Origin of the sequence: Burkholderia sp. E168m22, assembly GCF_001319805.1 — a bacterium.
In the GTDB taxonomy this organism is placed as follows: Bacteria; Pseudomonadota; Gammaproteobacteria; order Burkholderiales; family Burkholderiaceae; genus Burkholderia; species Burkholderia orbicola.
The window spans coordinates 163,946-175,342 of record NZ_BBSK01000038.1; the positions used below are offsets into that span (position 1 = coordinate 163,946).

Here is an 11,397-nt window from a genome sequence, read left to right on the forward strand (position 1 = left end):
CGCGCGGGCCTTCGTTCCCGTCTTGACCGATTTATGCCGACTCACCCGCTGGTATTCCATGCCTCGCCCGACCAGACGATCGCCTGGCGCGACGGCTCGCCCGTCACCGTGCGCGCGTTCGTCGCCGACGTCGCGCGCGTGACCGCCGCGCTACCCGCCGGCAGCCACGTGTTCAACGTGTGCCGCGACCGCTATCGCTTCGCGGTCAGCCTGTGCGCGGCGCTCGTCGCCGGCAAGGTCAGCCTGCTGCCGTCGACGCACACGCCGGAAATGGTGCGCCAGCTCGCGTCGTTCGCGCCCGATGCGTTCTGCCTGCACGATGCGCCCGACTGCGCGATCGACCTGCCGCGCTTCGCGTACCCCGATGCCGCGCCGGGCGAGGCGCCGAGCGATACGCCGTTCGCCGTCCCGCGGATCGACGCGGCGCGGATCATGGCCTACGTGTTCACGTCCGGCTCGACCGGCGCGCCGGTGCCGCACCGCAAGACCTGGGGCTTCCTGGTCGGCTGCGTGCGCGCGGCGGCCGACCGCCTCGGGCTGCTCGACGGCCGCGCGGCCACGCTGATCGGCACGGTGCCCGCGCAGCACATGTACGGCTTCGAGTCGACGGTGCTGCTCGCGCTGATCGGCGGCCTCGCGTTCAGCAACCGCCAGCCGTTCTACCCGAGCGACATCCGCGACGAGCTCGACGCGATCCCGCAGCCGCGCGTGCTCGTCACGTCGCCGATCCACTTGCGTGCGCTGCTGTCGGCCGGCCATGCGCTGCCGCCTGCGGCGCTCGTGCTGTCGGCCACCGCGCCGCTGTCGGAGAAGCTCGCGTGCGAAGCCGAGGCCGCGCTCGACGCGCCGCTCGTCGAGATCTACGGCAGCACCGAGACCGGCCAGATCGCGACCCGTCGGACGTCGCAAGGCGCGGCGTGGGAACTGTTCCCGGACATCCGGCTCGACGCGCGCGCAGAACCGGATGGCGACGACAGCGGGCCGACGGTCTGGGTATCGGGCGGCCACGTCGAGACGCCGGTGCCGATGGGCGATGCGCTCGAACTGCTCGGCGACGGCCGGTTCCTGCTGCACGGCCGCAAGGCCGACCTCGTCAACATCGCCGGCAAGCGCACGTCGCTCGCTTATCTGAACCATCAGCTCAACGCGATTGCCGAAGTGGTCGACGGCGTGTTCTTCATGCCCGACGAAGCCGCGCCGACGCACGGCGACACCGCCCTCGAGCCGGTCACGCGGCTCGTCGCGCTGGTCGTCGCGCCGACGCTCTCGGCCGCCGATCTGCAGCGCGCGCTGCGCGAGCGGATCGATCCCGCGTTCATGCCGCGCCCGCTCGTGTTCGTCGATGCGCTGCCGCGCAACGAAACGGGCAAGCTGCCGCGCGACGTGCTGGCCGCACTCGTTGCGCAACATACGCGTAGCGCGGCGGCGACGGCCACGACGGCCATGCCGCCCGCGACGCCGAACGAGCGCGACCCGGCCGGCACGCCCGCGCTCGCGTTCACGATTGCCGCCGACCATCCCGCGCTGCCCGGCCACTTCCCGGGCCATCCGGTCGTGCCCGGCGTCGTGCTGCTCGATCACGCGATCCACACGATCGGCGCGGCGCTGAACCGTCCGCTGCATGCGTGGCGGCTCGGGTCCGCGAAATTCCTGAGCCCGGTCGCGCCCGGCGAACCGCTCGATCTCGCGTACGACGCGGCAGCCAGCGGCGCGATCCGCTTCACGGTGCGCGCCGGGTCGCGCGAGGTCGCGACCGGCGTGCTGTCCGCCCCACCGCCCGCCGCGCAGGATGGCGCGCAGCCATGAAGCGCACCGCATGGGCCGAACGCCAGGAACGCAGCAACGCGAGTTTGCTGCGCGTCATGACGTGGATCTCGCTGCGCTTCGGCCGGCAGCGCGCGCGCATCGTGCTGCACCTGATCGCGACGTATTTCGTGCTGTTCTCGCCGATCGCGTGTGCGGCGTCGCGCGACTACCTGCGCCGCGTGCTCGGTCGCCCCGCGCGCTGGCGCGACGTGTACCGGCACGTGTTCACGTTCGCGGCGACGATCCACGACCGCATCTACCTGATGAACGGGCGCTTCGACCTGTTCGACATCCGGCTGCACGGCGAATCGCTCGTCGACGACGCGCTCGCGGGCGGACGCGGCGCGTTCCTGATGGGCGCGCACCTCGGCAGCTTCGAGGTCGTGCGCGCGATCGGCCGCACGCATCCGGACCTGCGCGTGGTCGTCACGATGTACGAGAAGAACGCGCGCAAGATCAACGCGACGCTCGCCGCGGTGAACCCGGCCGCGCAGCCGGAGGTGATCCCGCTCGGGCAGGTCGACTCGATGCTGAAGGTGCGCGAGCGACTCGACGCGAACTGCATGGTCGGCATGCTCGCCGACCGCACGCTGCTCGACGATGCCGCCGCGTCGCTGCGGCGCGTGCCGCTGCTCGGCGCGCCGGCCGCGTTCCCGCTCGGCCCGCTTTACATGGCCGCGATGCTGAAGCGCCCGGTGATCTTCATGACGGGCCTCTATCGCGACGGCAACCGCTACGACGTGCACTTCGAGACGCTCGCCGATTTCTCCGATGTGCGGCGCGACGCGCGCGCGGCGGCGGTCGATGCGGCGCTCGCGCGCTACGTCGCGCTGCTCGACAAGTACTGCCGCGCGGCGCCGTACAACTGGTTCAACTATTTCGATTTCTGGCAAGGCGGCGATGCCGCGGCCGCAACCGCGCGCCGCGAGACGGCGCACGCCGGCGCCGACCTGCCCGCCACGAGAGATTCCGACGCATGACTGCCGTTCGCCGCCGCCTGTTCCCGTTTTCGTCGGGCCGCCTCCACCGCGCGGCCCGCGTGCTCGCCGCCACCGCCGCGATCGTGTTGGCCGTGCCCACGTACGCGGCCGATACCGGCTCGACCTGGACCCTCGACCGGCTGATGTCGACGCTCGCGCAGCACAAGTCGGGCCGCGCGACCTTCACCGAGACGAAGACCCTGTCGATTGCCACGCAGCCGGTCGAATCGTCGGGCGAACTGATGTTCGTCGCGCCCGACCATCTGGAAAAGCACACGCTGAGCCCGAAGCCCGAACATCTGGTCGTCGACGGCGACATGCTCACCGTCGAGCGCAACAACCGCAAGTACACGCTCGCGCTCGCGCGCTATCCGGAGCTCGGCGCGTTCATCGACAGCATCCGCGCGACGCTCGCCGGCAACCGCTTCGCGCTCGAACGGGTGTACAAGGTCGCCCTGTCCGGACGCGGCGACGACTGGACGCTCACGCTCACGCCGCTCGACTCGCGGATGCTGAAGGTCGTCAGCACGATCACGCTCGACGGCACGCGCGACGTGCTGCGCAGCGTCGCGATCCGGCAGGCCGACGGCGATCGTTCGGTGATGCGCCTGCAACCCGTGGCGGCGAACGCGAACTGATGGACGAGCGCACCCGATCCTCACCCGTCGCCCGCCGCGTGCCCGCGTGGCGGCAGCGCGCGGTGCTCGTGTGGCTGCTCGCGCTGGTCGCGTGCGGCATCGCGATCGGACGCGCGCACTTCACGGCCGACCTGTCCGCGTTCCTGCCGAACGCGCCGAGCGCCGGGCAGCGCGCGCTCGTCGACCAGTTGCGCGACGGCATCGTGTCGCGCCTGATCCTCGTCGCGATCGACGGCGGCGACGCGGGCACGCGCGCCGCGCTGTCGCGGCGCGTCGCCGGCACGCTGCGCACCGATCCGCAGTTCGCGGCCGTGCACAACGGCGAAGCCGCGAACGACGCGCGCGACCGGCAATTCATCTTCGCTCACCGCTATCTGCTGAGCCCGGCCGTCACGCCGCAGCGCTTCAGCGCCGACGGCCTGCACCAGGCGCTCGGCGACAGTCTCGACCTGCTGAGTTCGTCAGCCGGCCTCGTCGCGAAGGCAATGCTGCCGCGCGACCCGACCGGCGAAGTCGCCGCGCTCGTCGACGAGCTCGACCGCGCGGCCGAACCGGCGAGCCGCGACGGCGTGTGGGCGTCGCGCGACGGCACGCGCGCGGTGCTGGTCATGCAGACGGCCGCCGCCGGCTCCGATACCGACGCGCAGGCCCGCGCGATCGACGCCGTGCGCCGCGCGTTCGCGGCCGCGACGCAAGCCGTGCCGAACGCGGCCGGCACCTCGCTCGCGATGACGGGCCCCGGCGTGTTCTCGGTCGACACGCGCGACACGATCCGGCACGACGTCGAACGATTGTCGACGGCGAGCGTCGTGCTGATCGTCGCGCTGCTGCTCACGCTGTACCCTTCGCCGCGCACGCTCGCGCTCGGCCTGCTGCCGGTGCTGACGGGCGTCGCGGCCGGGATCGCGGCGGTCAGCGTCGCGTTCGGCACGGTTCACGGGCTGACGCTCGGGTTCGGCACCACGCTGATCGGCGAAGCCGTCGACTATTCGATCTACCTGTTCGTGCAATCGGCGCAGGCCGGTACGCGCGGCGCCGCGCACCCGGCCGACGCGACGCGCGCGTGGATCGCCGCGTACTGGCCGACGATCCGGCTCGGCGTGCTGACGTCGGTGTGCGGATTCGCATCGATGCTGTTCTCCGGGTTCCCCGGCCTCGTGCAGCTCGGGCTCTATTCGATCGTCGGGCTGACGGCCGCCGCGCTCGTCACGCGCTTCGTGCTGCCGCATCTGCGTGGCGAGCATGTCGCGATCCGCGACGTATCCCGCGTCGGCGCCGTGCTCGCGCGCGCGGCCGACGCCGCGCCGCGGCTGCGCTGGCCGCTCGCGGTGCTCGTGGTCGCCGCCTGCGCGACGCTCGCGCTGCATCGCGACGCCCTGTGGAGCCGCGAGCTCGCCGCGCTCAGCCCCGTGCCGGCACAGGCGCAGGCGCTCGACGCACGGCTGCGCGCCGATGTCGGTGCGCCCGACGTGCGCTACCTCGTCGTCATTGCCGCACCAACCGAACAGGCCGCACTCGAAGGCGCGGAAAAAGTCGCCGCGCAATTGCAGCCGCTCGTCGACCGGGGCGCGCTCGGCGGTTTCGAGAACCCCGCCCGCTATCTGCCGAGCGACGCCGCACAGCGCGCGCGCCAGGCGAGCCTGCCGGCTGCGGACGCACTCGCCGAACGGATGCGCGATGCCGTCGCGCATCAGCCGATCACGGTGAAGCCCGATCTGTTCGCACCGTTCCTCGCCGACGTCGACGCCGCGCGCCACGCGCCGCTGCTGACGCGTGCGGACCTGCGCGGCACGTCGATGGCGCTCGCCGTCGATGCGCTGCTGACCGAACGCGACGGCCGCTGGAGCGCGATGCTGCCGCTGCGTGCGCCGGACGCCGCGCGCGCCGGGCAGCCGGCGTCGAGCCTCGACGCCACGCCGATTCGCGCCGCCGTCGCACGCGCGGGCGTGCCCGATGCGCTGTTCGTCGACATGAAGGCCGAAGCCGATCGGTTGTACGTGAGCTACGTGCATGAGGACATCCGGCTGTCGCTCGCAGGATTCGCCGCGATCGCCGTGCTGCTGCTGATCGCGCTGCGCTCGCCGCGCCGCGCCGCGCGCGCCCTTGCGCCGCTCGTCGCCGCCGTGCTGGTCGTGACGGCCGGTTTCGCGCTCGCCGGCGTGCAACTGACGATCCTGCACCTCATCGGGATGCTGCTGATCGTCGCGGTCGGCTCGAACTATGCGTTGTTCTTCTGCCGGCGCGACGACGCGCAGCCCGTCACGCCGCATACGCTCGTGTCGCTGCTGATCGCGAACCTCGCGACGGTCGCCGGCTTCGGGCTGCTCGCGCTGTCGCGCGTGCCGCTGCTCGAAACCTTCGGGCTGACCGTGGGCCCCGGCGCGATGCTCGCGCTCGCGTTCGCGGCGATTCTCGCGCCGCGCGCCGCAGAGACGGCGGCGGCGGCGGCGGCGGCGGCCGGCAATCGTGAACGAGGAGGCCGCGCATGAACGTGCCGCCTTGCGTTCCACCGCACGACGCCGGCGACGCGCGCCGCTGGAAGCCGACGCCGCTGATCGCCGGCGCCGCCGCGCTGCATGCGGGCGCGGCCGCCGCGGTGATCGCGCAACCGGCCACGTGGCCGTGGGCCGTCGGCGGCGTGGTCGCGTCGCATCTCGCGCTGACCGCGGCCGGGTTGTGGCCGCGCAGCACGCTGCTCGGCCCGAACTGGACGCGCCTGCCGGCCGGCGCGGGCCGCCGCATCGCATTGACGATCGACGACGGTCCGGACCCGGACGTGACGCCGCGCGTGCTGGACCTGCTCGACCGTTACGACGCACGCGCGACGTTCTTCTGCATCGGCGATCTCGCGCGCCGCCACCCACTGTGGATCGAGGCGATCGTCGCGCGCGGCCATGCGGTCGAGAACCACAGCCAGCGGCACCGCCATACGTTCTCGCTGTCGGGGCCGGCCGCACTGCGGCGCGAGATCGCGGCCGCGCAGCAGACGCTGACCGACATCGCCGGCACGCGCCCGCTGTTCTTCCGCGCGCCGGCCGGCCTGCGCAATCCGTTTCTCGAACCGGTGCTGTGCGAATTCGGGCTGCAACTCGCGAGCTGGACGCGGCGCGGCTTCGACACGCGTGCGCGCGACGCCGCGACCGTCACGCGCCGCCTGCTGCATGGGCTCGATGCGCGCGACATCCTGCTCGTGCACGACGGTCACGCGGCGCGCGACACGCGCGGCGAACCGGTCGTGCTCGACGTGCTGCCCGCGGTGCTGCGTGCGGCCGCCGACGCGCAGTTGCCCTGGACCACCCTGCGCGCGGCGCTGGCACCCGAACCGCCCGGCCAGCTGGGCGTTCCGGCACCCCCGTTTGATAAAATCTGACCTCGAACGGCGCGCGTGCCAGCCCTGCTGCGGCGCCCGTTCCGGCCACCGGATGCGACCCTCGTGAACCCTCTCCTGCTCTCGCACTTCACCGCCACCAGCTGCATCGGCCGCGGCCTCGACGCGACCCTCGATGCGCTGCGCCACGCCCGCAGCGGCCTCGTGCCGTGCAACTTCGAGCGTGCGGATCTCGACACGTGGATCGGTGCGGTGAACGGCGTCGATGCGCAGCCCGTGCGCGCCGATCTCGCCGACTTCGACTGCCGCAACAACCGCCTCGCGCAACTCGGCCTGACGCAGGACGGCTTCGACGCGCGCGTCGCGGCGGCGGTCGCGCGCTACGGCGCCGCACGCGTCGGCGTGTTCGTCGGCACGAGCACGGCCGGCATCCTCGAAACCGAACGCGCGTACCAGCGCCGCGATCCGGCGAGCGGCGCGCTGCCCGCCGACTTCCGCTACGCGCACACGCACAACCCGTATTCGCCGGCCGCGTTCGTGCGCGCGTATTTCGCGCTGCGCGGGCCGGCGATGGCGATCTCGTCCGCATGCTCGTCGGGCGCGAAGGTGTTCGGCTCCGCGCGCCGCATGATCGAGGCCGGGCTGATCGACGCGGCCGTCGTCGGCGGCGTCGATTCGCTGTGCCTGACCACGCTGTACGGCTTCAATTCGCTCGAACTGCTGTCGCGCCAGCCATGCCGGCCGTTCGACGTCGCGCGCGACGGCATCTCGATCGGCGAGGCCGCCGCGTTCGCGCTCGTCGAGCGCGTCCCTGCCCCGCCCGCCACGCTCGACGCCGACGCGATCCTGCTGCTCGGCATCGGCGAATCGAGCGACGCGCATCACATGTCGTCGCCGCATCCGGAAGGGCTCGGCGCGCGCGCCGCGATCGAGCAGGCGCTCGCATCCGCCGGCCTCGACGCGCACGACATCGACTACGTGAACCTGCACGGCACCGCGACGCCGAGCAACGACGCAGCGGAAAGCCGCGCGCTCGGTGCGCTGTTCGCCCGCACGCCGTGCAGCTCGACGAAGGGCGCGACCGGCCACACGCTCGGCGCGGCCGGCGCGCTGGAGGCGATCGTCGCCGCGCTCGCGCTGCGCGAGCAGTTCGTGCCGGCCGGCGTCAACACGACGCAGCCCGACCCGGCGCTCGTCGCCGATTACGTGCTCGCGAGCCGCGACACGCGCGTGCGCGCCGTCCTCTCCAATTCGTTCGGCTTCGGCGGCACGAATTGCAGCCTGATCCTCGGCCGCGCCCAGCGCGTGGCCGGCCGCGCCCGTCGTTGAGGCCCGCCATGACACTCACCGCCTTCATCGAAAGCATTGGCCTCGTCGGGCCGGGATTGACCGACTGGCCGCATGCGGCCGACGTGCTCGCGGGCCGCACGCCCTACGTGCCCGCCCGCACCGAGCTGCCGCCGCCGGCCGGGCTGCCGTCTGCAGAACGGCGCCGCACGGGCCCGGTCGTGCGCGCGGCGCTCGCGGTCGGCCACGAAGCGGTGGCCGCGAGCGGCCGAGACGCCGCGACGCTCGCGACCGTGTTCAGCGCATCCGGCGGCGACGGCCAGAACTGCCACGCGATCTGCGAAACGCTGGCCGGCGACGATCGCCAGCTGTCGCCGACCCGCTTCCACAACTCGGTGCACAACGCGCCGGCCGGCTACTGGAGCATCGCGACCCGCGCGACGGCGACGTCGAACGTACTGTGCGCGCACGACGGCAGCTTTGCCGCCGGCCTGCTCGAAAGTCTCTGCCAGGTCGTCGTCGATCGCGTGCCGAGCCTGCTGATCGCGTACGACACCGACTATCCGGAACCGCTGCGCGCGGTGCGGCCGATCGGCGATGCGTTCGGCGTCGCGCTCGTGTTCGCGCCGGAAGCGAGCGCGCGCACGCTCGCCCGCATCGACGTGCAACTCACCGATGCGCCCGCCACGACGCTCGTGCATGCCGAACTCGACGCACTGCGCGCCGGCAACCCGGCCGCCCGCGTGCTGCCGCTGCTCGAAGCGCTCGCCGCACGGCAATCGACGCGCGTCGTGCTCGACTACCTGGCCGATACGCGCGTGCAGGTCGACGTCGCGATGTCCGAACCCTTCGCGGAGCGCGCGCGATGACCGCCACGGTCGTATTGACCCCACCGCTCGACCATGCGTGGATTGCCGCGCACATTCCGCACGCCGGCACGATGTGCGTGCTCGATTCGGTCGATGCGTGGGATACCGAACGAATCCGCTGCACCGCGACGAGCCATCGCGATCCAGACAACCCGCTGCGCGCGCATGGGCGGCTCGCGTCGGTCTGCGGCATCGAGTACGCGGCGCAGGCGATGGCCGTGCACGGCGCGCTGCTCGGCGCGCACGAAGCCCGCCCGCGCGTCGGCTATCTCGCGAGCGTGCGCAACGTCGACGCGTTCGTCGACCGGCTCGACACGTTCGAGCAGCCGCTCACCATCGACGCGCAACGCGTGAGCGGCGACGGCCGCTCGGTGCTGTACGAATTCACGCTGCGCTGCGGCGAGCGCGTGCTGCTGTCCGGCCGCGCGGCGGTGATGCTCGACGCATCGGCCGCCGGCGCGTTTCAACCGGCGCCTGCCGGCAACACGAATCCTCGATGAAGAGGCTCACCTCAAGGAACCCGGTCGTGAAAGTTCGTCAGTTCATTGGCGCCACGCTCGTTCTGTCGCTGCTCGGCCCGCTCGCCCACGCGGACATGTCGGAAGTGAAGCAGGACATCAAGCGCGATTCGAAGGAAGCCGCGCACAAGACCGGCGACGCGGCGCGCAGCTTCGGCCACGCGACCGCGAGCGCCGCGAAAGCGGTCGGGCACGGCGTCGCCCATGCGTCGCGCGAAGGCTGGGAAGCCACCAAGCGCACGACGAAGCGGATCTTCCACAAGAACGACTCCGGCGAGTCGGCTGGAAAGGGCGAAAAGAACGACTGATCACGCGTCCCGCGCGCATGGCCGACGGCATGCGCGCGGGGCGTGACCGCTCATCGACCGGTCATCGAGCGTTCACCGATCGCGACGCGTCGGCACCGCGCTCAGCGTGCACCACGCATGCGGCGCAGCGACCTCGCCGGCTTGCGCGCGAAGCACTTGCCGTACGCGGCGAGCCAGCAATCGCGATGATCGAAGTTCCTCAGCAGCCGCGCGCGGCGCCGCTCGAGCCAGTAGAGCGAGATCGCCATCGTCAGCGCGACGGCCAGTGCCGAGCCGCCGATCACGAGTCCCAGCCAGGTGTCGCCCATGCGTTCTCCGGAATGCGAGGCCGAAGCGGCGCGTCTGCCGCCGCTCCGGCGCGGGATAGTGGGGAACGCGGCCCGCCGGGCGCGCACGCCCTGCGGGCCGCCGCGCGTCAGTGCATGTGCTGACCGCCGTTGATCGCGATGTTGGAGCCCGTCACGAAGCCGGCCTCCTCCGAGCACAGGTAAGCGACCAGCGCCGCGACCTCCTCGGGCTTGCCGAGCCGGCCCGCCGGAATCTGCGGGAGGATCTTCGTGTCGAGGATGTCCTGCGGAATCGCGGTGACCATCTTCGTCGCGAGATAGCCCGGCGACACCGTGTTCACCGTCACGCCCTTGCGCGCGACCTCGAGCGCAAGCGATTTCGTGAACCCGTGCATGCCGGCTTTCGCGGCCGCGTAGTTGGTCTGGCCGACCGACCCTTTCGAGCCGTTCACCGACGAGATGTTGACGATGCGGCCCCAGCCGCGCTCGACCATGCCGTCGCAGACCGGTTTCGTCATGTTGAACACGGAATCGAGGTTGGTGCGGATCACCGCATCCCAGTTGACCTTGTCGAGCTTGCGCAGCGTCATGTCGCGCGTGATGCCCGCATTGTTCACGAGAATGTCGACCGGGCCGACGTCGCGCACGATCTTCTCGATGCATTGCTGGCACGAGTCGTGATCGGCCACGTCCACCGGATACGCATGGAATTCGCGGCCGGCCGCATGCATCTCGGTCAGCCAGCGGTCCGCGCCGGCATTGTTCGGCGAATACGTGACGACTACCCGGTGACCCGCGTCGTTCAACCGGATGCTGACCGCTTCGCCGAGGCCGCCCATCCCACCTGTCACAACTGCGATTCGCTTAGTCATACTATGAATTACCGACAAAAAAGTAATCGATGAAAGGCGGGGCGACGGCATCGCACCTGCTGCCGCCCCACCGCTTCGATGCGCAGCCGCCCGCGTCGCGGACGCGGCACGCACCGGCACCTCGCGCGTGTTATTGACTGCCTGTCTTGCGCGAAAACCGCCTGGCTCGCCCGCGGCGCTGGCCCACGCCGCGAGCGAACCGTGTCGTCAGCCGCCGCTCAGACGCGCTCGACCGCAAGCGCGACGCCCATCCCGCCGCCGATGCACAGCGACGCCAGCCCGCGCTTCGCGTCGCGCTTGGCCATCTCGTGCAGCAGCGTCACCAGAATCCGGCAGCCCGACGCGCCGATCGGATGGCCGATCGCGATCGCCCCGCCGTTCACGTTCACCTTCGACGTGTCCCAGCCCATCTGCTTGTGCACCGCCAGCGCCTGCGCCGCGAACGCTTCGTTGATCTCCATCAGGTCCAGGTCGCCCGGCGTCCAGCCCGCGCGCTCCAGCGCC

At 71.8% G+C, this 11,397-nt stretch carries 11 protein-coding genes and 1 pseudogene; 9 read left to right on the plus strand and 3 right to left on the minus strand.

Annotated elements, in window-relative coordinates:
* The first annotated feature begins 33 nt into the window (after nt 1–33).
* The 9 genes from AP428_RS11400 to AP428_RS11440 all read left to right on the plus strand — a co-directional run bounded on the left by AP428_RS11400 (nt 34) and on the right by AP428_RS11440 (nt 9,734).
* Nucleotides 34–1,806, plus strand: coding sequence for an acyl-CoA synthetase family protein (locus tag AP428_RS11400; protein ID WP_011546212.1), 1,773 nt, complete (start codon nt 34–36; stop codon nt 1,804–1,806).
* On the plus strand, nt 1,803–2,786 hold the full coding sequence (locus AP428_RS11405) for an acyl-CoA synthetase (RefSeq protein WP_011546213.1): 984 nt from the start codon (nt 1,803–1,805) through the stop codon (nt 2,784–2,786). The genes AP428_RS11400 and AP428_RS11405 overlap by 4 nt, the downstream gene beginning before the upstream one ends.
* Complete coding sequence (locus tag AP428_RS11410; protein WP_011546214.1) at nt 2,783–3,424, plus strand: outer membrane lipoprotein carrier protein LolA; 642 nt, start codon at nt 2,783–2,785, stop codon at nt 3,422–3,424. The genes AP428_RS11405 and AP428_RS11410 overlap by 4 nt, the downstream gene beginning before the upstream one ends.
* Nucleotides 3,424–5,913, plus strand: a complete 2,490-nt coding sequence (locus tag AP428_RS11415) for an MMPL family transporter (RefSeq protein WP_054928046.1) — start codon at nt 3,424–3,426, stop codon at nt 5,911–5,913. The genes AP428_RS11410 and AP428_RS11415 overlap by 1 nt, the downstream gene beginning before the upstream one ends.
* Nucleotides 5,910–6,794, plus strand: coding sequence for a polysaccharide deacetylase family protein (locus tag AP428_RS11420; RefSeq protein ID WP_011546216.1), 885 nt, complete (start codon nt 5,910–5,912; stop codon nt 6,792–6,794). The genes AP428_RS11415 and AP428_RS11420 overlap by 4 nt, the downstream gene beginning before the upstream one ends.
* A 63-nt stretch (nt 6,795–6,857) precedes the next feature.
* Nucleotides 6,858–8,081, plus strand: a complete 1,224-nt coding sequence (locus tag AP428_RS11425) for a beta-ketoacyl-[acyl-carrier-protein] synthase family protein (protein WP_041489248.1) — start codon at nt 6,858–6,860, stop codon at nt 8,079–8,081.
* Nucleotides 8,082–8,089: 8 nt separating this feature from the next.
* On the plus strand, nt 8,090–8,908 hold the full coding sequence (locus AP428_RS11430) for a beta-ketoacyl synthase chain length factor (protein WP_011546218.1): 819 nt from the start codon (nt 8,090–8,092) through the stop codon (nt 8,906–8,908).
* The gene (locus tag AP428_RS11435) at nt 8,905–9,408 is read left to right on the plus strand and encodes a hotdog family protein (protein WP_011546219.1); all 504 of its coding nucleotides are present in this window, start codon (nt 8,905–8,907) and stop codon (nt 9,406–9,408) included. Before AP428_RS11430 ends, AP428_RS11435 begins: the two co-directional genes overlap by 4 nt.
* Nucleotides 9,405–9,734 (plus strand): hypothetical protein, encoded by a 330-nt coding sequence (locus AP428_RS11440; protein ID WP_011546220.1) that lies wholly within the window; start codon nt 9,405–9,407, stop codon nt 9,732–9,734. The genes AP428_RS11435 and AP428_RS11440 overlap by 4 nt, the downstream gene beginning before the upstream one ends.
* A gap of 101 nt (nt 9,735–9,835) precedes the next feature.
* On the opposite strand, the gene AP428_RS11445 is transcribed toward AP428_RS11440, so the two are convergent.
* The 3 genes and pseudogenes from AP428_RS11445 to AP428_RS11455 all read right to left on the minus strand — a co-directional run.
* The gene (locus tag AP428_RS11445; RefSeq protein ID WP_011546221.1) at nt 9,836–10,042 is read right to left on the minus strand and encodes a hypothetical protein; all 207 of its coding nucleotides are present in this window, start codon (nt 10,040–10,042) and stop codon (nt 9,836–9,838) included.
* Nucleotides 10,043–10,149: 107 nt separating this feature from the next.
* Nucleotides 10,150–10,893: an acetoacetyl-CoA reductase gene (phbB, locus tag AP428_RS11450; RefSeq protein WP_027809372.1), complete on the minus strand. Its 744-nt coding sequence runs from the start codon at nt 10,891–10,893 to the stop codon at nt 10,150–10,152.
* 218 nt (nt 10,894–11,111) lie between these two features.
* A pseudogene (locus tag AP428_RS11455) lies at nt 11,112–11,397 on the minus strand (acetyl-CoA C-acetyltransferase); the annotation flags it as partial.

What these genes read in the sequence shown, in the direction of transcription:
- AP428_RS11400 (WP_011546212.1), top strand. Translation starts at nt 34, where the DNA reads ATGCCGACTCACCCGCTGGTATTCCATGCCTCGCCCGACCAGACGATC.
- AP428_RS11405 (WP_011546213.1), top strand. Translation starts at nt 1,803, where the DNA reads ATGAAGCGCACCGCATGGGCCGAACGCCAGGAACGCAGCAACGCGAGT.
- AP428_RS11410 (WP_011546214.1), top strand. Translation starts at nt 2,783, where the DNA reads ATGACTGCCGTTCGCCGCCGCCTGTTCCCGTTTTCGTCGGGCCGCCTC.
- AP428_RS11415 (WP_054928046.1), top strand. Translation starts at nt 3,424, where the DNA reads ATGGACGAGCGCACCCGATCCTCACCCGTCGCCCGCCGCGTGCCCGCG.
- AP428_RS11420 (WP_011546216.1), top strand. Translation starts at nt 5,910, where the DNA reads ATGAACGTGCCGCCTTGCGTTCCACCGCACGACGCCGGCGACGCGCGC.
- AP428_RS11430 (WP_011546218.1), top strand. Translation starts at nt 8,090, where the DNA reads ATGACACTCACCGCCTTCATCGAAAGCATTGGCCTCGTCGGGCCGGGA.
- AP428_RS11435 (WP_011546219.1), top strand. Translation starts at nt 8,905, where the DNA reads ATGACCGCCACGGTCGTATTGACCCCACCGCTCGACCATGCGTGGATT.
- AP428_RS11440 (WP_011546220.1), top strand. Translation starts at nt 9,405, where the DNA reads ATGAAGAGGCTCACCTCAAGGAACCCGGTCGTGAAAGTTCGTCAGTTC.
- AP428_RS11445 (WP_011546221.1), bottom strand. Translation starts at nt 10,042, where the DNA reads ATGGGCGACACCTGGCTGGGACTCGTGATCGGCGGCTCGGCACTGGCC.
- phbB (WP_027809372.1), bottom strand. Translation starts at nt 10,893, where the DNA reads ATGACTAAGCGAATCGCAGTTGTGACAGGTGGGATGGGCGGCCTCGGC.